Annotated in this window: 23 protein-coding genes; 11 read left to right on the top strand and 12 right to left on the bottom strand. The window is 64.7% G+C overall.

Annotated elements, in window-relative coordinates; all coding sequences use genetic code 11:
* Positions 1-29: 29 nt before the first annotated feature.
* The 3 genes from N551_RS0127705 to N551_RS0127715 form a co-directional block, all read right to left on the bottom strand.
* Positions 30-1,892: an ABC-F family ATP-binding cassette domain-containing protein gene (locus N551_RS0127705; RefSeq protein WP_027569689.1), complete on the bottom strand. Its 1,863-nt coding sequence runs from the start codon at positions 1,890-1,892 to the stop codon at positions 30-32.
* Positions 1,893-1,963: 71 nt separating this feature from the next.
* On the bottom strand, positions 1,964-2,137 hold the full coding sequence (locus N551_RS39035) for a hypothetical protein (RefSeq protein ID WP_197031194.1): 174 nt from the start codon (positions 2,135-2,137) through the stop codon (positions 1,964-1,966).
* A 216-nt stretch (positions 2,138-2,353) separates the two neighbouring features.
* Positions 2,354-2,605 carry a hypothetical protein gene (locus tag N551_RS0127715; protein WP_027569690.1) on the bottom strand — a complete coding sequence of 84 codons (252 nt, stop codon included), beginning with the start codon at positions 2,603-2,605 and terminating at the stop codon, positions 2,354-2,356.
* Between the two features lie 310 nt (positions 2,606-2,915).
* On the opposite strand from N551_RS0127715, the gene ndk reads away from it, so the two are divergent.
* A complete protein-coding gene (ndk, locus tag N551_RS0127720) occupies positions 2,916-3,338 on the top strand; it encodes a nucleoside-diphosphate kinase (protein ID WP_027569691.1) in 423 nt (140 codons plus the stop codon).
* A gap of 44 nt (positions 3,339-3,382) precedes the next feature.
* Positions 3,383-4,243 carry a TerC family protein gene (locus N551_RS0127725; protein ID WP_027569692.1) on the top strand — a complete coding sequence of 287 codons (861 nt, stop codon included), beginning with the start codon at positions 3,383-3,385 and terminating at the stop codon, positions 4,241-4,243.
* 59 nt (positions 4,244-4,302) lie between these two features.
* On the opposite strand, the gene ppx is transcribed toward N551_RS0127725, so the two are convergent.
* The 4 genes from ppx to N551_RS0127745 all read right to left on the bottom strand — a co-directional run bounded on the left by ppx (position 4,303) and on the right by N551_RS0127745 (position 9,455).
* Entirely contained in the window at positions 4,303-5,805 is a 1,503-nt protein-coding gene (gene ppx / locus N551_RS0127730; protein WP_027569693.1) for an exopolyphosphatase, read from the bottom strand.
* A 15-nt stretch (positions 5,806-5,820) separates the two neighbouring features.
* The gene (locus N551_RS0127735; RefSeq protein WP_027569694.1) at positions 5,821-8,013 is read right to left on the bottom strand and encodes an RNA degradosome polyphosphate kinase; all 2,193 of its coding nucleotides are present in this window, start codon (positions 8,011-8,013) and stop codon (positions 5,821-5,823) included.
* 128 nt (positions 8,014-8,141) lie between these two features.
* Entirely contained in the window at positions 8,142-8,819 is a 678-nt protein-coding gene (locus tag N551_RS0127740) for a DnaA ATPase domain-containing protein (RefSeq protein WP_027569695.1), read from the bottom strand.
* 93 nt (positions 8,820-8,912) lie between these two features.
* Positions 8,913-9,455 carry a CDP-alcohol phosphatidyltransferase family protein gene (locus tag N551_RS0127745; protein ID WP_027569696.1) on the bottom strand — a complete coding sequence of 181 codons (543 nt, stop codon included), beginning with the start codon at positions 9,453-9,455 and terminating at the stop codon, positions 8,913-8,915.
* A 155-nt stretch (positions 9,456-9,610) separates the two neighbouring features.
* Between N551_RS0127745 and purM the strand changes: the two genes are divergently transcribed.
* Positions 9,611-10,684, top strand: coding sequence for a phosphoribosylformylglycinamidine cyclo-ligase (gene purM / locus N551_RS0127750; RefSeq protein ID WP_027569697.1), 1,074 nt, complete (start codon positions 9,611-9,613; stop codon positions 10,682-10,684).
* A complete protein-coding gene (gene purN, locus N551_RS0127755) occupies positions 10,684-11,337 on the top strand; it encodes a phosphoribosylglycinamide formyltransferase (RefSeq protein WP_027569698.1) in 654 nt (217 codons plus the stop codon). The genes purM and purN overlap by 1 nt, the downstream gene beginning before the upstream one ends.
* Before the next feature lie 96 nt (positions 11,338-11,433).
* On the opposite strand, the gene N551_RS0127760 is transcribed toward purN, so the two are convergent.
* Positions 11,434-11,640, bottom strand: a complete 207-nt coding sequence (locus tag N551_RS0127760) for a cold-shock protein (RefSeq protein WP_007591938.1) — start codon at positions 11,638-11,640, stop codon at positions 11,434-11,436.
* 379 nt (positions 11,641-12,019) lie between these two features.
* Between N551_RS0127760 and N551_RS0127765 the strand changes: the two genes are divergently transcribed.
* Complete coding sequence (locus N551_RS0127765) at positions 12,020-13,159, top strand: autotransporter outer membrane beta-barrel domain-containing protein (RefSeq protein WP_027569699.1); 1,140 nt, start codon at positions 12,020-12,022, stop codon at positions 13,157-13,159.
* A 79-nt stretch (positions 13,160-13,238) separates the two neighbouring features.
* Here the strand turns inward: N551_RS0127765 and N551_RS0127770 are convergent, their stop codons facing one another.
* A complete protein-coding gene (locus tag N551_RS0127770) occupies positions 13,239-14,279 on the bottom strand; it encodes a LysR family transcriptional regulator (RefSeq protein ID WP_027517562.1) in 1,041 nt (346 codons plus the stop codon).
* 71 nt (positions 14,280-14,350) lie between these two features.
* Between N551_RS0127770 and N551_RS0127775 the strand changes: the two genes are divergently transcribed.
* The 5 genes from N551_RS0127775 (at position 14,351) to N551_RS0127795 (ending at position 17,906) form a co-directional block, all read left to right on the top strand.
* Entirely contained in the window at positions 14,351-14,968 is a 618-nt protein-coding gene (locus N551_RS0127775; protein ID WP_027569700.1) for a hypothetical protein, read from the top strand.
* A complete protein-coding gene (locus tag N551_RS0127780; RefSeq protein ID WP_027569701.1) occupies positions 14,955-15,575 on the top strand; it encodes a GNAT family N-acetyltransferase in 621 nt (206 codons plus the stop codon). The genes N551_RS0127775 and N551_RS0127780 overlap by 14 nt, the downstream gene beginning before the upstream one ends.
* A gap of 25 nt (positions 15,576-15,600) precedes the next feature.
* A complete protein-coding gene (locus N551_RS0127785) occupies positions 15,601-16,164 on the top strand; it encodes an isochorismatase family protein (protein WP_027569702.1) in 564 nt (187 codons plus the stop codon).
* 30 nt (positions 16,165-16,194) lie between these two features.
* The gene (locus N551_RS39040; RefSeq protein ID WP_197031195.1) at positions 16,195-16,365 is read left to right on the top strand and encodes a hypothetical protein; all 171 of its coding nucleotides are present in this window, start codon (positions 16,195-16,197) and stop codon (positions 16,363-16,365) included.
* Between the two features lie 158 nt (positions 16,366-16,523).
* Entirely contained in the window at positions 16,524-17,906 is a 1,383-nt protein-coding gene (locus N551_RS0127795) for an aspartate aminotransferase family protein (protein WP_027569703.1), read from the top strand.
* A 174-nt stretch (positions 17,907-18,080) separates the two neighbouring features.
* On the opposite strand, the gene rnd is transcribed toward N551_RS0127795, so the two are convergent.
* Together rnd and N551_RS0127810 are read right to left on the bottom strand one after the other, a co-directional pair.
* The gene (gene rnd / locus N551_RS0127800) at positions 18,081-19,232 is read right to left on the bottom strand and encodes a ribonuclease D (RefSeq protein ID WP_007591909.1); all 1,152 of its coding nucleotides are present in this window, start codon (positions 19,230-19,232) and stop codon (positions 18,081-18,083) included.
* A 373-nt stretch (positions 19,233-19,605) separates the two neighbouring features.
* On the bottom strand, positions 19,606-20,505 hold the full coding sequence (locus N551_RS0127810) for a LysR family transcriptional regulator (protein ID WP_027569704.1): 900 nt from the start codon (positions 20,503-20,505) through the stop codon (positions 19,606-19,608).
* A gap of 103 nt (positions 20,506-20,608) precedes the next feature.
* Here N551_RS0127810 and N551_RS0127815 point away from each other — a divergent pair, with 103 nt between their 5' ends.
* Positions 20,609-21,598, top strand: coding sequence for a zinc-dependent alcohol dehydrogenase family protein (locus tag N551_RS0127815; protein WP_027569705.1), 990 nt, complete (start codon positions 20,609-20,611; stop codon positions 21,596-21,598).
* 86 nt (positions 21,599-21,684) lie between these two features.
* Here N551_RS0127815 and N551_RS0127820 read toward each other — a convergent pair whose 3' ends face one another.
* Positions 21,685-23,160: a YdiU family protein gene (locus N551_RS0127820; protein WP_027569706.1), complete on the bottom strand. Its 1,476-nt coding sequence runs from the start codon at positions 23,158-23,160 to the stop codon at positions 21,685-21,687.
* Between the last annotated feature and the right edge of the window lie 26 nt (positions 23,161-23,186).

A 23,186-nucleotide genomic window follows, 5' to 3' on the forward strand; every position in this document is an offset into this window, starting at 1 on the left:
ATTTTGATGTCGGCCCGGTCGTGGAGGCGTCAACCCGCCGCCTCGTCGAACTGCGTGCTCGCCTCGAGCCACTGCTCCTCGGCGCGCGCCAGCGCGTCGGCCGCATTGGCGCGCGCTTTCGACAATTGCGCGGCCTGCTTGGGGTCGCGGGTGAAGATGTCGGGCAGGGCGAGCGCAGTGTCGATCTTGCTGATGATCGCGCTGACGCGGGCGATCTCGGTTTCGGCTTCCGCGATACGTTTCTTCAGCGAACCGCGATTGTCCGATCTCGGACGCTGCGGCTTCTCGCTCGCGGCGCTTCGCTCGCGCGGGGCGGGCTCGCCATTGCGCGCGGACAGCACCAGGCGGCGATATTCGTCGAGGTCACCGTCGTAATTGGTCACGGTGCGGTCGGCGACGATCCAGAGTTGATCGGCGCAGGACTCGATCAGATAGCGGTCGTGCGAAACCATGATGACGGCGCCGGGGAATTCGTTGATGGCTTCGGCGAGCGCTGCGCGGCTGTCGATGTCGAGATGGTTGGTCGGCTCGTCCAGGATGATCATGTTGGGGCCGAAGAAGGTCGCAAGTCCCAGCAGGAGCCGCGCCTTCTCGCCGCCCGACAATTTTCCAACCTTGGTGTCGGCCGCCTTGCCGGAAAAGCCGATCGCGCCGGCGCGGGCGCGTACTTTCGCTTCGGGCGCCTCGCCCATCAGCTTGCGGACGTGGTCGTAGGTCGAGGCATCCTCGTTCAGTTCGTCGAGCTGGTGCTGCGCGAAATAGGCGATCGACAGCTTGTCCGCGCGCGTCACCTTGCCCGAGAATGGCGCGAGGCGGCCGGCGAGCAGTTTCACAAGGGTCGACTTGCCGTTGCCATTGGAGCCGAGCAGCGCAATGCGGTCGTCATTGTCGACGCGCAAGGTGACGCGGTTCAGCACGGGCGTATTCGGATCGTAGCCGACCACGACGTTGTCGGCGGCGATGATCGGCGGCGACAGGATTTTCTCCGGCGCGGGAAAGCTGATCTCGCGTACGTCCTGGGTGACAAGCGCCGTGATCGGCTTCAGCCGCTCCAGCATTTTCACACGGGACTGCGCCTGGCGGGCTTTCGAGGCTTTGGCCTTGAAGCGGTCGACGAAGGCCTGCAGGCGCGCACGTTCGGCTTCCTGGCGCTTGACCGCTTTGGCGTCCAGCATCTCGCGCATGGCGCGCTGCTCCTCGAAGGAGGAGTAGGTGCCTTTGTAAAGCGTGAGCTTGCCGCGCTCCAGATGCAGGATCTGGTCGACCGAGCTTTCCAGCAGGTCGCGGTCATGGCTGATCACGATCACGGTGCGCGGATAATGTGCGAGATGATCCTCCAGCCACAGCGTGCCTTCGAGGTCGAGATAGTTGGTGGGCTCGTCGAGCAGCAACAGGTCGGGAGCCGCGAACAACGTTGCGGCGAGCGCAACGCGCATGCGCCAGCCGCCGGAGAATTCGGCGCAGGGGCGGAGCTGGTCGGTGGCGGAGAAGCCGAGGCCGGAAAGGATGGCGGCGGCACGGCTCGGTGCCGAATGCGCGTCGATGTCGACCAGCCGGGTCTGGATCTCGGCGATCCGGTGCGGGTCAGTCGCGCTCTCGGCCTCGGTGAGCAGCGCGTCGCGTTCGAGGTCGGCTTTGAGCACGACCGAAATCAGGCTCTCGGGGCCGTTCGGCGCTTCCTGCGCGAGGCTGCCGACGCGCCAGCGGGGCGGCAGGGTCACCGTGCCGTGCTCGGCGGCGAGCTCGCCGCGGATCACCTTGAACAGGGTCGACTTGCCGGTGCCGTTACGACCGACCATGCCGACGCGGGATCCGGGCGTGATCTGCACGGAACTCTGGTCAATCAGAAGGCGTCCGGCGAGGCGGATGGAGAGGTCGGTGATGGCAAGCATGCGGCCTTGTCACCGCACCCGCGATCAAACGCAACCCGTTTTTCCGTGTCCACGGGCCAGTGCTCGTCAACTCAGTGCGAATCGCGGTCGCGCTGCTTCAGCTCATTGAGGAGTTGCTCGAGGTGCGTCGGGAGCCTGGCTTCGGGGCGCAGACTCTGCTTGAGCCGTTCGCCCACCGCATCGCGAATCGAGCGGCTGGTGCGCCGGTCGATTTGCTCGCTGTCATCGGCGAAAAGGCTAACCATCGCAGGGTTCCGTGTTCTCAAAGAAGCGACACGGTACCAAGTCCTTGGCCCCCAAATGGTTTCGCCACTCGCGGCGATTGCGCGGCATTCTAGCAAAAATTGTGTGAAGCCGCGCAATGGCCCCCTCCGAATACAAAACCCCGGCGCTGGGGGACACCGGGTTTCGCTTGGAAGGTACCTTGGGGCTCAGGTAGCTTTGGAAAGGTGCTGTCGGGCTCAGTAGCAGCGGTTGATCATCCGCCAGCGGGGTCCCCAGGGGGTCGGGACCAGCCGGCGCACATAGCAGCCGCCATAGCCGTAGGAGACGGGGCCGCCGGCATAGAACCGCGGTCCGCCCCAGCCGTGATGCCAGCCACCGCCGCCGCCATGACCCCAGCCGCCATGCCAATGAGCGGACGCGGAGGTCGGCGCCAGCGCGGCACCAAGCGCGACCACGGCGAGCGCGGCGAGCGAAAGTTTCCTCAACATGGTGATCTCCTCAAAACTGCCGGCGCGGGGCTATCGCGTCGATGGAAAGGCCGCCGAAACGGTCCGCCTCGGGCAGAGGCTTTGGTTTCGATGGACCCGAGGTTATCCGAGCGAGGCTGAACCAAACCCTGACGAGGCCTTCAGATTGGGTTCATTTGGGTGAAATCGTCGTAATCCATCTTGGAATTCGGGCGCTTGGCCTGCGGCGAAGCGCCCGCGAGTCGGTTTTGGCGGTCGCTTGCCGTATGGCGAACGCGCCGATATAAGCCCGGCAACTCCGAACCACCGTTTTCTCTTCAAGGACAAGATCATGGCCATCGAACGCACCTTCTCGATCATCAAGCCTGACGCCACCGCGCGTAACCTTACCGGTGCGGTTAACGCCGTGATCGAGAAGGCGGGCCTGCGCGTCGTCGCGCAGAAGCGCATCCGCATGACCAAGGAACAGGCCGAGACCTTCTATGCGGTCCACAAGGCGCGCCCCTTCTTCGGTGAACTCGTGGACTTCATGACCTCGGGCCCCGTGGTGGTCCAGGTGCTGGAAGGCGAGGGTGCCGTCTCCAAGTATCGCGACGTGATGGGGGCGACCGATCCGTCCAAGGCGGCTGACGGCACCATCCGCAAGCTCTACGCAAAGTCGATCGGCGAGAACTCCGCGCACGGTTCGGATGCGCCGGAAACCGCCGCGATCGAGATCGCGCAGTTCTTCTCGGGCAACGAGATCGTCGGCTGATCCGTCGGCCGATAAGGTAACGAGACGCGGCGAAAGGACGTAGTGTGAACTGGCTCTGGCAGATCTTCGATCCCGCTACGATCGGGGCATTCTTCACCCAGTTCCGCGTTGAGATGGCCGAACCGACCTTCTGGGTCGCGGTCGGCAAGATCATCTGGATCAACATCCTCTTGTCCGGCGACAATGCGCTGGTGATCGCGCTCGCCTGCCGCGGCCTCAAGCCGCGGCATCGGCTGTGGGGCATGATCCTCGGTGCAGGCGCGGCGGTGCTGCTGCGGATCATCTTCACGGGCATCGTCGCGAGCCTGATGGAGCTGCCGTACCTCAAGCTGGTCGGCGGTCTTGCGCTGATCGTGATTGCGGCAAAGCTGCTGGTGCCGGAACAGGAGGACGAGGACGGCGTCGAGTCGGCTTCGCATCTGTGGCAGGCCGTGCAGATCGTGGTCGTCGCCGACATCGTCATGAGCCTGGACAACGTCATTGCGGTGGCCGCGGCCGCCAATGGCAGTGCGCCCCTGCTGGTGCTCGGTCTTGCCATCAGCGTGCCCTTGATCGTCGCCGGTGCGGCGCTGATCATGGCGCTGCTCGCAAAGCTCCCGGTTCTGGTGTGGGCCGGCGCGGCGCTGCTCGGCTGGATCGCGGGCGAGGTGATCGCGACCGATCCCGGCATCGCGCCGAGGCTGCACACGCTGTTCGACGGTCCGTTCGGCGCCTCGCTGGACAACATGCTCGGCGCCTTGCGCATCCCGCCGCAATTCGCCCATGGCGGCGGAGGCGGCGAATATCTCTGCGCAGCTCTCGGCGTCGTCGTCGTGCTGGTCGTCGGCTCCATCTGGCGCCGACGCAGCATGAGCGCAGCCGCGCTGGAATCCTCCGAGCGCCACGCCAAGGCATCGGCGGAATAGGCTTATCTTTCGAGCATGATCTTTCCGGAAAAACGCTTCACGCTTTTCCGGATCATGCGCTAGCGCCGGATAATCGAGCCGGCGCGGTTGATCAGCCGGGCGAGCGCGCGGAAGCGGCTGCCGACGCGGTCCGCGACGAGATCGCCGAGGCGGTGCTCGAACACCAGCAACAGCTTGCGGCCCACGCTGCGGAAATGGGTCGCAGGCAAGACGCCCGGACGCGCCGCCGAGATCAGATGCGCGACGCGGAAGGCCGCGCCCAGCAGGCGGGCGCGTTCGAGCTGCGCCGGCGTCAGAAGCTCCTGCATGGCGACCGGCGGCTGGTTCTCCTCGCTGAGCCCCGCATAGCGATAGAACACGGACAGGCCGACGAAGGCGCGCTCGGTGTGGGTGATCGCGCCGAAATTGCCGTTGACGACGAGGCTCAGCGTCTGCTCGCCGCGATGGTCGGGATGCACGCGCCAGCCGATGTCGGACAGCAGGCACGCGGCGTGGCGCAGGCGGCGGTCCTCCTCGGTCTCGCGCAGCTTCACCACGCGGGCGAGGCGGTCGGTCCAGGCGATCAACTCGCGCGCGTGCTTGGCCGAACGCGACAGCAGCTGGTTCAGCTCCTCGGCCGCGCAGATCAGCCCGTCCTTGTTGCGTTCGGACTCCGGCAGCTTCTCGTGCAGCAGGCCCTCGCGCACGCCGAAGGTCGAGAACACGATGGTCTTCGGCTTCGCCACCCGGATGATGTGCTCGAGCACCAGTGCGGCATAGGTGAGGAGCGGGCGCCGGGCATCGGCGACGATCTCGATGTCGGCGAGCATGCCGGCGGCCGCAAGCCGGCGGAGACGACGCGAAAAATCGAGCGCCTCGGCCGCCGAAATCGAATAGCCGTGCATCACTTGGAGCGGATAGCCGCTCTGGATGATGTGGATGCGCGCAAGCGCGCGCCAGGTGCCGCCGACGGCGTAGAAGCTGCGGCCGCTCCCTGCCTTGAGCTGCGGCACCCCGTCGAGCGCTTCGCGCACGATGCGGTCGGCGCGTTTCAGGGATTTATGCGCGAGGTCCTGCAGCGCGAGGCCGCCGAGCGGCAGCGTCACGCCGCTGCGCACGGTGTTTTTGCGCACGTCGATCAGTTCGAGCGAGCCGCCGCCGAGGTCGCCTACGATGCCGTCGGGATGGTGGATGCCGGAGATCACGCCGAGCGCCGACAGCCGCGCCTCGCGCGGGCCCGACAGGATCTCGATCTTCACCGCGCAGATGCGCTCGGCTTTCGCGATGAAGTCGGCGCCGTTGGAGGCGTCGCGGCAGGCGGCGGTCGCAATCGCAAACACCCGTCCGACCTGCATCACCCGGCACAGCGCACGGAAGCGCTTGAGCGAGGTCAGCGCCTTGTCGACGGCGTCGGGCGCAAGCAAGCCGGTGCTCTGCACCTCGCGGCCGAGCCCGCACAGCGTCTTCTCGTTGAAGATCGGAATGAGGCTCCGCGTCGGTCCCTCGTAGACGACGAGACGGACCGAGTTGGAGCCGATGTCGATGACGGCGACGCTCGAGCCGCGCTTGCGCGGCCGCTTCACGTCGACGATCCCGGATCAGGATTGATGACGTTCATTACGGCGCGTGAGGCGGCGCGGCGAGGATTCCTTGAGCGACTTACCACGGCCAGACAGACTCGGATTTGTCATGAAGTAGTTGTGGACGTTGAAAGGCTCCTCGCCCTTCGCGGTCTTCATACGCGTTGAGGACCCGTCCGGCAACAATTGCCAGCTCTGTTCATTGTCCTTGAGATTCGCAACCATGATCTGTTCGAGAACCTGCTGATGCACCGTGGGATTTTGCAGCGGACACAGCACCTCGACGCGGCGGTCGAGGTTGCGCGGCATCATGTCCGCCGAGGAGATATACACAGCCGCTTTCGCGCTCGGCAGGCCCTGGCCCATGCCGAAGCAGTAGATTCGGCCGTGTTCGAGGAATCGTCCGATGATCGACTTGACGCGGATGTTTTCCGACAGGCCGGGAATGCCGGGCCTGAGGCAGCAGATACCGCGCACCACGAGTTCGACCTGCACGCCGGCCTGTGAGGCCTCGTAGAGCGCGTCGATGATGTCGGGGTCGACCAGCGCGTTCATTTTCATCCAGATCGCACCAGGCCGGCCGTGTCGCGCATGCGCAGTCTCGCCCTGGATGTGCTCGATGATGCGCTTGCGCAAGGTCAGCGGCGAGACCGCCATCTTTTCCAGATCGCTCGGCGCAGCGTAGCCGGTGATGAAGTTGAACACGCGCGCGGCGTCGCGGCCGATGGTCGGCTCCGAGGTGAAGTAGGAGAGGTCGGTGTAGATGCGCGCGGTCACCGGGTGGTAATTGCCTGTGCCGGTGTGGACGTAGGTCGTTAGGCTGCCGCCCTCGCGGCGCACCACCATCGAGAGTTTCGCGTGCGTCTTCAGTTCGAGGAAGCCGTAGACGACCTGCACGCCGGCGCGTTCGAGGTCGCGCGCCCAGCGGATGTTGGCCTCCTCGTCGAAGCGGGCCTTCAGCTCGATCAGCGCGGTGACGGATTTGCCGGCTTCGGCGGCTTCCACGAGCGCACGCACGATCGGCGAGTTGCTGGAGGTGCGGTAGAGCGTCTGCTTGATGGCGACGACGTCGGGGTCGCGCGTGGCCTGCTGGAGAAACTGCACCACGACGTCGAAGGATTCGTAGGGGTGATGGACGACGAGGTCCTTCTGTCGGATCGCAGCGAAGATGTCGCCGCCTTGCTCGCGCACGCGCTCGGGATGGCGCGGCACATAAGGGGTGAATTCCAGGTCGGGCCGGTCGAGGCGGGTGAGCTGCGAGAGCTCGTTCATGGCGAGCACGCCGTCGACCAGGAACACCTCGTCGTCGGCGGTCGACAGCGCGTGCTGCACGAAGCTGCGCAGCTGTTCCGGCATCTTGGCGTCGATCTCGAGTCGGATCACGGAGCCGCGGCGACGGCGCTTCAGCGCCGTCTCGAACAGGCGGACGAGATCCTCGGCCTCTTCCTCGATTTCGAGTTCGGAGTCGCGGAGGACGCGGAATGCGCCCTGGCCGTGCAGATTGTAGCCGGGGAACAGGCGGTTGATGAACAGAGCGGTGGCCTGCTCCAGGGAGATCAGCCGGACGACCTTGCCCTCGGCCGGCAGGCGGATGAAGCGGTCGATCTTGCCGGGCATGCGGATCAACGCGTTCATCTGCTTGCCGTCGGCGGCGCGCGTGAGCTGGAGCGCGATGGTGAAGCCGAGGCTCGGAATGAACGGGAAGGGGTGGGCCGGGTCGATCGCGAGCGGCGTCAGCAGCGGGAACACGTTGCTGAGGAAGTAGTCCTCGATCCAGGTTCGTTCCGCCTTGGTGACTTCCTTGCCCTCGACCAGCACGATGCCCTCGTCGGCGAGCGTGCCGCGCAGGTCGCGCCAGATTGCCTGCTGGTCGGACGCAAGCTGCGAGACGGTCCGGTTGATGAGCGCGAGCTGCTCGGACGGGGTCAGACCGTCGGGGCTGCGCTCGGCAATGCCCTCGCGCACCTGGGCCTTAATGCCGGCGACGCGGACCATGAAGAACTCGTCGAGGTTATTCGCTGAAATCGACAGGAATCGCACCCGCTCCAGCATGGGGTGGCTGGGATTGACCGATTCCTCCAGGACGCGGCGGTTGAAGTGCAGCCAGGACAGCTCGCGATTGATGAACCGCTCGGGGCTCGATGCGATCGCCGGCGGGCCTTCGGCTTCCGGGGCTTTTTCTTTAACTTCAACAGCTTGCGCAGAGTCCATCAGAAGTCGATCCATCCAGTTCGCCCCAATTTGCGACTTACGCGCAAAACCCGCGGGAGCATGTGTTAGAGCGATGACGTTTCGATGACATTGATGTTCCGCCGCCCGGCCGCGTCAAGCCGCCTTGGTCAGACATCCCGGAGCAGCTCGGCTGCCAGGGCCCGGGTGACGGGACGGCCAAGGCGCAGGGCCTCGGTGTCCAGCAGGTCGACAGCCCGTCGGGCGGCGGCCGAGGACCGCTCCAGGCGAGTGGCGAGGTAGCTGACCACGCTCTCGTCCACCGCGAGCTGGCGGTCGGCGCAGAATTTGACGATCAGGCCGCGGAAGAGCTGATCGTCAGGCGGCAGCAGCGAGATAACAGGGACGGCGCGGAGCCGCGAGCGCAGGTCGGCAAGCTCGATCTCGAGAGAAGCGGGCGCCTCGCGTCCGGTGAAGAGGACGTAGGCGCCGTCCTCGCGCGCCAGATTCATCAGATGGAACAGGGCGCGCTCGTCGAATTCCCTGGCCTTGGGGTCCTCGACCACCAGCGCGCCGGTGGCGAGCGCAGCCGGGACGGCTTCGGCGGTCAGCCCATTGGCCGTGGTCGAGCGGGCGCCTGAAGCCTCGGCCCAGATCGCGGCGAGATGGCTTTTGCCGCTTCCTTCCGGGCCGGCCAGCCACATGATCCGGTTCGGCCATTCCGGCCAGGCGTCGATGAGGGCAAGACCGGCGGCATTAACGGGGCCTTCGAGGAAATTGTCCCGGCTCAGGCTCTCCGCATGCGGAAGCGAAAACGCCAATTGTCGGGGATGAACGCGGCCTGGCACGCTTGCTTTGCTCCGTGCCGGCGTGCCGGCTTCGTTTGACGAGATGCGACTTCATCGAGCGGGAGTTGGCCTTTTACGGGGCCGCTTCCCAACTCACTTGGCCTCGATCGTGCTCATGTGCCGCAACCACTCAACGAGATAGAGCGACACGGAGGAGAGCGTGAAGACCGTTACGAGGCCCATCAGGATGATATCATAAGGACCGGCTTTGAAGCCGAAGGCGAGGGCGGCCAGCACCAGCGCCGCGAACGCTACCTGAGCCACAGTGTTGAGCTTGGATACCTTCGAGGGCTTCATCTCCACAGGGCGGTCGAACAGCCACGATATGATCACGGCGGCGACGATCATGATGTCGCGCGAGACCACTAAGATGACGATCCAACGCGGAATCGCGCCCCAGATGCCCAAGGCCATGTAGATCGAGACCAGCAGCGCCTTGTCGGCGAGCGGGTCGAGCAAGGCGCCGAGCTCGCTCGTCATGTTGAAGCGCTTGGCAAGGAAGCCGTCGACCGCGTCGCTGATGCCGGCGATCAGGAAGACGGCGAACGCCACCTCCATTTGGCTCGACACGATGGCCCAGACGATGATCGGGACCAGCATGATGCGGCCCAAAGTAATGATGTTCGGTATACTCACACGGCGCTTCCCGGCACCCGGCCTGACCTCGAATTCGGCCCTTTGGAGGCTGAACCGGTTGATATCTCTACATAGTATACGGAGGCGCGCCATGCGAGCCATTGCGCGTCCCCGGAATTCGACGTAACCAGCCGCAAACCCACTGGAAATCGGGCATGACCGACCGCAAAAACGGCCTCACTTACGCCGATTCAGGCGTCGATATCGACGCGGGCAACCGCCTGGTCGACCTGATCAAGCCAATGGTGCGCGCAACCGCGCGGGCCGGCGCCGACGCCGAAATCGGCGGATTCGGCGGCCTGTTCGACCTCAAGGCGGCCGGTTTCAAGGATCCCATCCTGGTGGCCGCGACCGATGGCGTTGGCACCAAGGTCAAGATCGCGATCGAGACCGGCCTGCATGGCGGGATCGGCATCGACCTCGTCGCCATGAGTGTCAACGACCTCGTGGTGCAGGGCGCCGAGCCGCTGTTCTTCCTGGACTATTTTGCCTGCGGCAAGCTCGATCCAGAGGCGACCGCATCGATCGTCGCCGGTGTCGCCGAAGGCTGCCGCGAATCCGGCTGCGCCCTGATCGGCGGCGAGACGGCCGAGATGCCCGGCCTCTACAAGGACGGCGACTATGACCTCGGCGGCTTTGCCGTCGGCGCCGCGGAGCGGGGCACGCTCTTGCCGCGCAAGGATATCGCCGCCGGCGATGCCGTGATCGGGCTCGCCTCGTCGGGTGTGCACTCCAACGGTTTCTCGCTAGTGCGGAAGATCGTGGAACAATCCGGCCTCGGCTTCGGGGCGCAGGCGCCGTTTGCGCCTGTCATGACGCTCGGCGGCGCGCTGCTGACGCCGACGCGTCTCTACGTCAAATCCTGCCTGCGCGCGATCCGCGAGACCGGCGCGGTGAAGGGGCTTGCCCACATCACCGGCGGCGGCTTCACCGACAACATTCCGCGCGTGCTGCCGAACCATCTCGGTGTCGGTATCGATCTGGCGCGCCTGCCGGTGCTGCCGGTGTTCAAATGGCTGGCAGCCCAAGCCGGCATCGCCGAGCTCGAAATGCTGCGGACCTTCAATTGCGGGATCGGCATGATCGCGATCGTCGAGCCGGACAAGGTCGACGAGGTCGTGGAGGTCTTCACTGACGCCGGTGAGACCGTCGCACAGCTCGGTACCGTGATCCCGGCTGAGGGCGAGCACCGCGTCATCTATAACGGCCACCTCGATCTGGCGCTTTGATGAAACGCCGCGTCGCCATCCTGATCTCCGGTCGCGGCTCCAACATGTCCGCGCTGATCAGGGCCGCTGCTGCTGCGGATTTCCCGGCGGAGATTTCGCTCGTCATCTCGAACAAGGCCGACGCGCTCGGGCTCGAACGGGCCAAAGCGAGCGGCGTGAACACGCTGGTGATCGAAAGCAAGCCGTTCGGCAAGGACCGCGCCGGCTTCGAGAAGGTGCTGCAAGCAGCGCTCGATCAGCACGGCATCGAGCTGATCTGTCTCGGCGGTTTCATGCGGCTGTTCACGGCTGAATTCACAAAAGCCTGGTACGGGCGGATGCTCAACATCCATCCCTCGCTGCTGCCGTCATTCCCAGGCTTGGACCCGCATGGCCAGGCCTTGCGCGCCGGCGTCAAGCTGTCCGGCGCAACGGTGCACTTCGTAATCCCCGAGACCGACGCCGGCCCAATCGTGATGCAGGGCGCGGTTCCCGTCAGCGACCACGACACGGCGGATACGCTGTCGGAGCGTATCCTCGAGGTCGAGCACCGCATCTATCCCGCAGCGCTGAGCCTGCTCGCGGCCGGCAAGGTCCGGATCGAGGGCGACGTGTGCAAGACCGCGGGCAGCGGGCCGTCCGAGAATTTTCTGGTTGCGCCGTTGGTGCGGTGAAGCGCCGTCGCACGAAATACTTCTCATCCCCAAAACAAAAACCCCCGGCAGAGCCGGGGGCAACGTCATGATCTCTTGCGCAGACCGCGAGAGAAGTCAGGAGACCTTGAGGTTCTCCGCGGATGCCTTGCCGCGGTTCTCCACGAGGTCGTATTCAACCACCTGGTTTTCATTGAGGGTGGAGAGTCCGGCGCGCTCGACGGCGGAGATGTGGACGAAGACGTCCTTGTCACTGCCGTTCGGCTTGATGAACCCATATCCCTTGGTCGGGTTGAACCATTTGACGGTGCCCTTTTGCGGCATCCTCAGTCTCCTCCGCTAGATACAAAAACGACGCGGCCGCTTTTCGCGTGCCACGCCACAAACGGGCTTCCGGTAGTCTGTTCGAGTCTTGAGTCTCAATGTCGCGAAACGCACAGTCGAGCGGCCAATTCCGATTGTGTCCGATATTGCAACATGAAAATCGCCCGTTAGCAAGCCGCGCGCGAATTTCAAGTCCGGGCCGGGTGCCGTCATCTGCAATTTACGACCTGTGGCCGGGGAACCACAATCGATGGCAATCGCCTTGGCGATGAGGTCTGGACCGATTGACCCTCGGGGGCAGTTCAGCACAAATCGTCGCATGCAGTGTGGCGCGTGTTGCATTTTTGCGCGCCGCCATTTTGCTTTGGGATTCATTGTCATGTGCTGCACATTGCAGCTTTCCGGGACGCGGCGGGTGATTGGCGGAGACCGGGTTCGTCGGACGGCGGCCAAGGTCGCGAGTGCCATCGTGCTTGGCTTGGTGACGACGGCTGCTCCCGTTCTCGCTCAGGTCGCCCCGCCGCTGCCACTGCCACCACCTCCCACGCCGTCGGCCACCTCCACCAATTACGACCAATCGGCCGGCAACAGCGCGCTCAATCTCGGGTCGAACTTCCTGGAGCGGCTCGGCAACCAGGCATCTGGCGGCGTCAACCGGGCGTTCCGAACCAATCCCGGCGGCGGCGGCGCATCGGCCGGCGCGGAAGATCCGCGCTACCGCACCTGGTTCGAGGGCTACGGCATCTCGGTCCGGACCGATGCGCAAGGAGACTTTGTCGGCGACAAGCGGAAGACCTTTGGCGGTGTCGCGGGCTTTGGCGCGCGGCTCGCACCGGGCGTCAATCTCGGCTTCTCCGTCGACCAGAGCCACACCGACATCGACGTTCCGCTCGCGCTCCAGTCCGCGACGCTGGACCTGACTCAACTCGGCTTCAGTGGCTCCGTCGACAAGGGCCCCTGGACCTGGGCTTTCGCGCTGGTGCACGGTTTCGGCAAGGTCCGCTCCAGCCGGGATACCGGCCTCGGCCTTGCGACCGCGGGTTATCGCGCCGCAGTCGACGGCGCGTTGACCGAGATCAGCTATTACTGGACCAAGGACCAGATGCGCATCGTGCCCAAGGGCGCACTGGAATATGTCCGCGCCACCAGCGTCGCGTTCCAGGAGGTTGGCGGCCTCGATCCACTCAATGTCGGCTCGACGGCGCTCTCTCGCGCGCGCGTCATGATCGGAGCCGAGATCGGACGCTACTTCATCTTCGACCAGAAGATCCTGGACCTGTCCGCCTACGGCAAGTTCGTCGACAATTTCCATCAGAACCTGGGATCGGTGCAGGTCAGCCTCGGGACCCAGAGCATCGTCGTGCCCGGCATCGGCGAGAGCCGCTACGGCACGGATGCCGGCGCCTCGGCCTCGCTCAGTCTGACCAACACGGCGCGGCTCTACGTCAACTACGACGGCAAGTTCCGCAGCGAGCTGACGTCGCACCAGGGCACGGTCGGCTTCGAATATCGGTGGTGAGGCGAAGCCTGCCCACGTCCGCCCAGAGCCGGATCTGGAAAACTGCGAAGCGGTTTTCCGAAGAGATCATGTTCAAGCTTTAAGTCGGCATCGCCGCGACATAACCCGTCAATCCAAAGCCCTCGCGCGCGGCCGTCATCATTGGCGCCAGCGCGTTCGGATGGATGAACTCGTCGCGGAAACAGGGATGGATCTTGGGATCGAAGATCTTCTTCAGCCAATCGACCACGATCTTGTGGCGCTCGGAGGCGCGGAACTCCTTGTGATAGGTGAGCCAGAGATCGGCGTGGTGGCTGACGCCGAGATCGACGGCAACGAGCGGGGCGCCGAGCGCGATCGAGACCGTCGGCAGGAACCCGATGCCGGCGCCGCGCTCCACCGCATAGAGCACGCCGACCGAGGAATTGGTCTTGATCCCGACGATGCCCTCGAGCGACTTCAGTCCGAGCACGCGGGCGTAGGCGCCGTCGTCGACCTGCGGGGCGCTCTGCTTGATGATGCGATGGTTCTTCAGCTCGGCCAGGGTCGCGGGCACGCCGTAGAGGTTTTCGTACTCCTTGGAGACGAAGGGATAGATGTGCAGCCGGCCGAGCTTGGCGACGATCAGATCGGGATTGGTCGGCGGCTCGAGCTGGATCGCGATATCGGATTCGAGCCGCGCGACGTCGGCCTGTTCCATCGCGCAGCGCAGGTCGACGGTGATCTTGCGATAGGTCTTCTGGAAGTCGATCAGTCGCGGCAGGATCCAGAAATTGCCGGGGCCTTCCGTCACCGCGACGCGCACGGTGCCTGACATGTCGTTCGACGATCGCGAAGCACGCCGGAACACGTTGAAGGCATGACGCTCCATATGCGCGACGTCGGCGATCATCGCGCTGCCTTCGTCGCTGAGCGTGAGCCCGCTCTGGTCGCGCAGGAACAGCTTGCAGTCGATGCTCTCTTCGAGCCGGTCGATCCTGCGCATCAGGGTCGTGGAGGTGAGCCCGAGCTCCTCGGCGGCGTTGCGGAAACTTTTATATTTTGCGCAAGCTAAAAACAGTTTCAAATCGTCCCAGGACATATCCAGGGCTTCTTCACGGTGCTGCATCATCGCAGCACCCCGGTGCAATAACTGCTGCATACGCCAGATCCCCAGCCGCTAAGCTCTTGGTCATAGCGGGGCACGAAAGCCGCGAACGATAGAGGGGTGACATGGGTATGGAAAGGGGCTCGTTTGCCGCAAGGCATGATTTCGACGCGCTGCCGCTCAGTCCGGATGTCGACGTCCGCCGCGCGCAATTTTCCGAAATCGCCGCGCTTTCGCAGTTGGCCCACCGGCTGGTGCCGGGCGTTCGGATCGGGGCGGCGGAGCTTGCAAAATATTTCGCCTTCGATCCCGAGAGCATCCTGACTTTCAGCCGGAAGGGCAATCTCGTCGGCGGCATGGCCTTCCTGTTTCTCAACGATCGCGGGCATGATGCGCTGCTGCTCGACGAGATCTGCCTCACCGCGCCGGAGACGCGCCATCTCGCGTCCGCGAAGGAAGACGTTTCCGCCATCTACATCTGGGCGATCGCGGCGACGGGGCGCGGCGTCGCCGGTCTCGGCAAGGCCGCGGCTCATCTGAGGCAGCTAAGGTTTCGCCACGCGGATTGCTATGCGCAGCCGTCAACCGTGGCCGGACGCGACATCATGAAGGCGACGGGATTCGAGCCTGTTCCAAGCTTCCAACCCGACCTCTGGTGCTACGAGCGGCCCTGGCATCGGCAGCCGATGCGCATGCCGGGCGCGATCATTCAAGCAAGGAGTTTTGCAGATGCACGGTACTAGGATTCCTCTCGCGAAGCCCGATTCCCGCGCCATCACCATTCGCCTCGCACGCGATCTCAGCGATCTCATGCTGGTCACCTCGATCCGCTCGGCCGTCTATCTCGCCGAGCAGGATTGCCCGTTCGACGAGGAGTTCGACGGCAACGACATGGTCGCCGCGCATTTCATCGGCTATGTCGGCAACGAGCCTGCGGGCTGTCTGCGGGTGCGGTTCTTCGGCGATTTCGCCAAGGTGGAACGGCTTGCGGTGCGGCACCAATATCGGCGCTCGCGGGTCTCGTTCAAGCTGGTGCAGGCGAGCGTCGACTATGTGAAGCGCAAGGGCTTTCGCAAGATCTACGGCCAGGCGCAGGATCGGCTGGTCGATTTCTGGGCCCATTTCGGCGCCAAGCCGCTCGGCCACAATCGCAAGATCACTTTCTCCGACTTCTCCTACACGGAAATGCTGCTGGAGATCGAACCGGGCCCGGATGCCATTACGCTGGAGAGCGATCCGTACGTGATCATCCGACCCGAGGGCGATTGGGACCGGCCGGGCGTGCTCGACGCCTCGGCGGGACGGGCCGTGACGTCGCCGCTGCGGGACGTCGCGCTCGCTGGCCGTTGAAACTGGTGCAGCTGCGCGCAAAAACATGCTGGTTTCCATCGCCGACGATCCGCCGATCCTGGTCTGCGCGGATCTCCAGGTCGAATATCTGACCCCCGGACGTCGCCACGTCATCCTCGATGGCGACGCCGCGACAGCGCGCTGCGTGGAACTGTTGACGTTCTGGCGCGACAATCTCTGGCCGGTGATGCATCTGAAGCGCATCGCGCAGGCGGCCTGGTTCAATCCGGCATCCAAGCTGACCGATTGGATCGCGGAGGCGAAGCCGCGGCCGGGAGAAATGACGTTCGAGCATCCGCTGCCGTCGGCATACAGTTCGGCGCGTTTTGTGGACTACATGTCCAATATCCGCAATGTCCGTTGCGTGCTCGCGGGCTTTTCCCTGGACGAAACTGTCCTGGCCACCGCTATTGACGGGTTTCACCGCAGTCATCGCTTCCAGGTGGTGGCTGACGCGGTGGCCTGCCGGCAGCCGGGGACAGGCGATGCTGCCGCCTACAAGCATGCGGTAGTGAATGTGATCGGGAATTTTGCTACAATCCAGTCCAGCGCCGAACTGATCAGAACCAGCGGCGCCGTTGCGGTGTAGGCGGCCGCGATCGACGGATGGAGTGGGACATTGTCACGGGGAGATCAGCTCGAGGAGCTGGCAAGCGACCTGTCGCGTGCCGCCGAGGCGGCGCGCCGTCTCGGTCTGCCCACGACGGTGTATCTGCTCTCGATGGCGCTGGTGGAGGTGCGGGAGGCCGCTGCCGCCGATGGCGATGGAAATGACGACGGCGCGACGTGACAGCTGCCCGATGTGCGGCTTTGTGCAACGCTGCTGAGCGCTTGCTGCCGACGAATTGACGTTGCAAGTTTTGCGCGGTGGCAATAGCCAAGGAGCTGGATCATCGAGTGATGACGCTGGCCGCGCCGGCGACGTGACGCTTTCAAGGATGCCTGCAAATGTCCATGTTGCCCAATTCCCAAGAGGCCCGGGATGTGGCCTATCAGCTCCATCCCTACACCAACGCGCGCGCCCATCAGCAGGCCGGTCCCCTGGTGATCGAACGCGGCGAGGGCCCTTACGTGTTCGACGCGTCGGGCAAGCGCTATTTCGAGGCGATGGCGGGCCTGTGGAGCGTCGGGCTCGGCTTCAACGAGAAGCGGCTGGTCGAAGCCGCGCACAAGCAGATGCAGGCGCTGCCGTTCTATCACACCTTCTCCGCCAAATCGCACGGGCCCTCGATTGATCTCGCCGAGAAGCTGGTGGCGCTGTCGCCGGTGCCGATGAGCAAGGTCTTCTTCACCAACTCCGGCTCGGAGGCCAACGACACCGTTCTGAAGTTGATTGCCTATCGCTCCAATGCGCTCGGCCAGCCACAGCGCAAGAAGGTGATCAGCCGGATGCGCGCCTATCACGGCGTCACGATTGCGTCCGCCAGCCTCACCGGGCTGCCGAACAACCACCGCTCTTTCGACTTGCCGCTCCCGAACATCCTGCACACGGGCTCGCCGCATTTCTACAAGGACGGCGCGCCCGGGGAGAGCGAGGAAGCCTTCGCGACGCGGCGGGCCGAGGAGCTCGATGCGCTGATCCAGAAGGAAGGCCCGGACACGATCGCGGCGTTCTTCGGCGAGCCGGTGATGGGCGCGGGCGGCGTCATCGTGCCGCCGGCGACCTATTGGGACAAGATCCAGAAGGTATTGAACAAGTACGACATCCTGTTGGTCGCCGACGAGGTCATCTGCGGCTTCGGCCGCACCGGCAAGATGTTCGGCTGCGAAACCTACGGCATCAAGCCCGACGCGATCGTGGTCTCCAAGCAGATCACGTCGAGCTATTTCCCGCTGTCGGCCATCATGATGAACGATCGCATGTTCGAGCCGATCGCCGATGAGAGCAACAAGATCGGCGTGCTCGGCCACGGCTTCACCGCGGGCGGCCATCCGGTCGGGTCGGCGATTGCGCTGGAGAATTTGAAAATCATCGAGGAGCGGGGCCTCGTTGCGCATGCCGCCGAGCTCGGTGGCTACATGCAAGGCAAGCTGCGTGAACTCACCAGCCATCCGCTGGTCGGCGAGGTCCGCGGTGTCGGGATGATCGCCGCGATCGAACTGGTGCTGGACAAGGCGCGCAAGACCGCAGCGGCAACGCCGGGCGCCGTCGGCGGCATGGCCAGCCGCATGCTGCAGGAGCGCGGCGTGATCTCGCGCAACATGCTCGACGCCATCGCCATCTGCCCGCCGCTGATCGTCACCAAGGCCCAGATCGACGAGCTGGTTGCGGCGATTTCAGGTGTGCTGGACGACATGAAGCCGGAAGTGGCGAAGCTGACGCCGGCGTAAGGGAAGCGTTTCAACGCGAGCGGAGCGTCTCACCACACTCTCGGTGTCGTCCTGGCGAAAGCCAGGACCCATACCGCGCGATCTAGCGAGACGGGTGGTAGTAGTCCCGAACGACGAGTCTTCGCCAAACTCTTGCCTGGAGTAATGGGGACGACGTTGCGGAGGGATGGCGGCCTATTCCGCCCGCTGAACCCCGATCACGCGGCCTTTCTCCACCGCCAGCGCCAGCTCACCGCGCTTCAGTTTCAGTGCGGCCTCGCCGAACAGCTCGCGGCGCCAGCCGCGTAGCGCCGGCACGTCGGCCTCGTCGTCGGCCGCGATCTCCTCGAGATCGTCGACGGTCGCAATCACCTTGCTCGCGACCGCATGGCGCTCCGCGGTCATGCGCAGCAGCACCTTCAACAGCTCGACGATCGCGGCGCCATTGTTGTTGTTGCGCGGCTTTTCCAGCTTCGGCAGCGTGGCGTGATCCCGCGCCAGCCCGCGCTCGACGGCGGCGACGATGTCGGCGCCCCATTTGGATTTCTCAAAACCCTTCGGCACCGAGCGCAGGTTTGCGAGCTTCTCGATCGTATTCGGCGCGTGGGTTGCGATGTCGCTGACGGCCTCGTCGCGCAGCACGCGGCCGCGCGGCACGTCGCGGCTCTGCGCCTCCTGCTCGCGCCAGGCGGCGACCTCCATCAGGACTGCGAGGTCCTTGGGCTTGCGCACCCGCGTCTTGAGCCGTTCCCAGGCGCGCTCGGGGTGGAAGTCGTAGGTCTTGGGCGAGGTCAGGACCTCCATCTCGATCGAGACCCATTCGCTGCGCCGGCGCTTCTTGAGGTCGGCGTCGAGCGCTGCGAACACGTCGCGCAGATGCGTGACGTCGGACACGGCGTAGTGCATCTGCTCCTTGGTCAGCGGCCGGCGCGACCAGTCGGTGAAGCGATGAGTCTTGTCCGGGCGGTGCCCGGTGACCTTCTCGACTAGCGCGTCGTAGGCGATGCTGTCGCCGTAGCCGAGCACCATGGCCGCGACCTGGGTGTCGAACACGGGGTGCGGGATGATGCCCGCCTGATGCCAGATGATCTCGATGTCCTGGCGGGCGGCGTGGAACACCTTCAGCACGGCCTCATTGGCCATCAGCTCGAAGAACGGCTTGAGGTCGATGCCGGCGGCCAGGGTGTCGATGACGATCGCTTCCTCGGCGCTCGCCATCTGCACCACGCACAGCAGCGGGTAATAGGTGGTCTCGCGCAGGAACTCGGTATCGACGGTAATGACGGGGTGCTTGGCCAGCCGGCTGCAGGCAGCCGCAAGGTCAGCGGTGGTGGTAATCAAATCCATGAACGGCCCATGACAAGTCCATCAGCCGTTCTGCCGAAAGCGCTGTGATGTCAAGGGGCTCGAAGCGAATTCGAGCCTTGCATTTGGGCCGGAATCGCATTTTCCGACGAAAATCCTATTCGTAGCGGACCCGCCGGGAGGGTTTGCGCGCGCAGGGCAGCGCCACCACGACCACGCACATGGCGACCAGCGCCAGCCCCAGGAACTCGAAAACCAACAGATCCACGGCAATGTCCCCCAGCAACATTGCTAAACTTGTCCGGGGGGAATTGAGGGTCTGTTAATTCTCGTGGTTACCGGCGGCGGGCTGGGCCGGATGGTGGACGCGGGGTTAACGGGGGCACCATGCGATGCAGCGCCGCGGCATCCGGCGTCACGTCATGAGCTTCGGCAGGACGGCCGCCAAGGCGTCCACGGCGGCGCGAACTTTCGGCGGCATCCGGGGCGAGCGGGGCCAGAGCGCGTGGCAGTCGTAGAGAAATCCCGGCTGACCGCTCAACAGATTGATGAGCGTACCGGCGCGTAGGCGTTCGCGGACCAGCCAGTATGGCAGCCAGGCCAGTCCCATCCCCTGTGTAGCGGCGTCCGCAATCGCGTCGAGATCGTCGAGCCTGAGCCTTCCCGCCGGCATGATTTCGCTCGGAGGCTGGCCTTCGCGGGGAAACAGCCACGGCCGGACGCGTCCGGAGCGGCGATAGATGATCGCTTGGTGTGCGGCGAGATCGTCGAGCGATTTCGGCTTGCCGTTGGCGCGCAGATAGGAGCGCGAACCGCACACCACCATGCGCTGGCTTGCGATGCGCCGCGTCATCAGGCCGGATTGATCGTTTAGATCGCCGGTCCGGATCGCAAGATCATAGCGGGCCTCGATGATGTCAGCGATCGGGTCGCCGAACGAGAGATCGAGCTCCAGATGGGGATATCGTCGCGCGAGCTTCATCAGCAAGGGGGCGATGCAGTGCCGGCCCAGCAGGGCGGGCATGGTCACGCGAAGCCGGCTACGCGGCTCGGACAATTCGTCGGAAGCGACGGCATCGGCGGCCTCGGCTTCGGCGAGCACAGTGCGGCAGCGCTCGTAATAGGCTTGGCCTGTCTCGGTCAGGCTCTGGCGCCGTGTGGTGCGGTTGAGGAGGCGGACGTCCAAGCGTTGTTCGAGGAAGCGAACGTGCTTGCCGACCATTGGCCCCGACATTTCGAGCGCATCGGCGGCAGCGGCGAACGAACCCACGTCAACCGCCTTGACGAAGACGGCCATGCTGGTCAGGCGGTCCATGATTGCAAACTCCTGGTTTCGACTGTTTTGCCGTTTGATCGCTTTATGCGCTGCCGCTCGGTTGGCATAGCTCCATTCAATTCAATTGTTTTGGAGTGTGTTCATGGCGCGCGTCGTTCGCTTCCACAGACATGGTGGCCCCGAGGTGCTGCGCATCGAGACCGTTGACGTCGCGCCGCCAGGAAGGTGCGAGGTGCAGATCAGGGTCAAGGCCCTCGGGCTCAATCGCGCGGAAGCGCTCTTGCGAGCGGGGACCTATATCGAGACCGCGACCTTTCCGTCTGGCCTTGGTCTCGAGGCCGCCGGCATCGTCGAGGCGATCGGCGAAGGCGTGAGCGGCTTCTCGCCGGGCGAGGTCGTCAGCATCGTGCCGCCCGTGTCGATGGTGCGATGGCCGGCCTATGGCGAGCTCGTCACGTTTCCGGCGGAGTTCGTTGTGAAGCACCCGCCCGAGCTCGGCTTCGACGCGGCGGCCGCGGTATGGATGCAATATCTGACGGCGTTCGGTGCTCTGGTCGATATTGCTGGGCTAAAGCGAGGGGAGGCAGTCGTTATTACGGCGGCGTCGAGCAGTGTCGGGCTTGCAGCGATTCAGATCGCGAACCGGATTGGTGCGATGCCGATTGCAGTGACGCGAACCTCGATCAAGCGGCAAGCCTTGCGCGATGCTGGCGCTGCCGACGTCATCGCCTCGGTGGAAGAGGACATCGGGTCGCGCCTGGAGGACATTGTCGGCTCAAACGGCGTCCGCGTGGTGTTCGACGCGGTCGGCGGTCCCATATTTGAGCCGCTCACCGCCGCAATGTCGCCGGGTGGCGTTCTCATCGAATATGGCGGCCTGAGCCCCGAGCCGACGCCATTTCCGCTGGTCAACGTCCTGACCAAGAGCCTGACGCTGCGCGGCTATCTCGTGCACGAGATCATCCGCGACCCCACGCGGCTTGCGAAGGCGAAAGCGTTCATCCTCGATGGGCTTTCGGGTGGTGCCTTGCGTCCGATCATCGCCAAAACGTTTCGCTTTGACGAGATAGTCGAGGCCCATCACTTTCTGGAGTCAAACGAGCAGTTCGGCAAAATCGTGGTGACGATCTGAGCGAACGATCGTCCTGGACAAACGATTTCCGCACCCGCATCACGGATTACGCCTTCGGCGCCTCCACCCTGCGCACCGAGCTCGCCTCACGTCCCGCAGAACGTCTGCAGCACCCGCTGGTCCGGCAGCGGGGGATCGGCGTAGGCGGCGTAGTCTGGCTGGTCATCGAACGGCTTTGCCAGCACCTTCACCAATTCCTCGAACGGCGCGTAGTTGTTATCGTTGACCGCGGCCTGGATCACGGCCTCGATGCGGTGGTTGCGCGGGATGAAGATCGGGTTGACGGCGTGCATGGCGGCTTGCCGTTCGGCTGCGCTCTGCGGCTCCAGGGCTGTGCGCTCGTGCCAGCGCCTGGCCCACTCGTCGAACGCCGCGGGCTCCATGAATTGCGCGCGTGCATCGTCGGCAGCAGGATCGCCAGCGGCGTCACCGAGCTTGCGGAAGGTGAGGGTGAAGTCGGCCTGGTTCTTGGCCATGGTGTCCAGCAGGTCCTGGATCAGCGCGTCGTCGCCGTCGCGCTCCGTGAACAGGCCGACCTTCTTGCGTAGACCCGCCTGATAGGCGTCGCTGAACGTCTCGGAGAAGGCGCCGAGAATGTCCTGGGCATCGGCGACCGCCTTTTCCTGATCGTCGGAGAACAGCGGCAGCAGGCATTCGGCCAGCCGAGTCAGATTCCACAGCGCGATGCGCGGCTGGTTCGCATAGGCGTAGCGGCCCATCTCGTCGATCGAGGAAAACACCTGCGCCGGATTGTAGGCATCCATGAAAGCGCAGGGGCCATAATCGATGGTCTCGCCCGAGATCGAGCTGTTGTCGGTGTTCATCACGCCATGGATGAAACCGACCAACAGCCAGCGTGCGACGAGATCGGCCTGGCGCGCGACGACGCCACCGAGCAGCGCGTGATAGGGCCGCTCGGCGCCGAGCAGCTCCGGATAGTGCCTCGCGATGACATGGTCGGCGAGCCGGCGAATGGCATCAGTGTCGCGGCGAACGGCGAAAAACTGGAAGGTCCCGACGCGGATGTGGCTCGAGGCGACGCGGGTCAGCACCGCGCCTGGCAGCGCGGTCTCGCGGATGACGTGCTCGCCGGTGACGACGGCAGCGAGTGAGCGCGTGGTCGGAATGCCGAGCGCGAACATCGCTTCGCTGACGATGTATTCGCGCAGCACCGGCCCGAGCGCGGCACGGCCGTCGCCGCGGCGGGAGAACGGAGTGGGACCCGAGCCCTTGAGCTGGATGTCGCGGCGGATGCCGTCCTTGTCGATGACCTCGCCGAGCAGCACCGCCCTTCCGTCGCCCAGCTGCGGTACGAATTGCCCGAACTGGTGGCCGGCATAGGCCATGGCGATCGGATCGGCGCCGGCGGGAACCGTCTTGCCCGCCAGGATTTCGGCGCCCTCAGGGGTCTCCAGCACATCTGGATCGAGCCCGAGCTGGACCGCCAGCGGCCTGTTCAGCTTGATGAGCCGGGGCGCCGCCACCGGCGTCGGTGCGACACGGGCGAAAAAGCTATCCGGCAGCCCCGAATAGGAGTTCTGGAACGGGAAATGGACTGTCATGGCCTCAAGATAGGCGTGGAACGCCG

It is taken from the genome of Bradyrhizobium sp. URHA0013 (assembly GCF_000518345.1).
GTDB lineage: Bacteria > Pseudomonadota > Alphaproteobacteria > Rhizobiales > Xanthobacteraceae > Bradyrhizobium.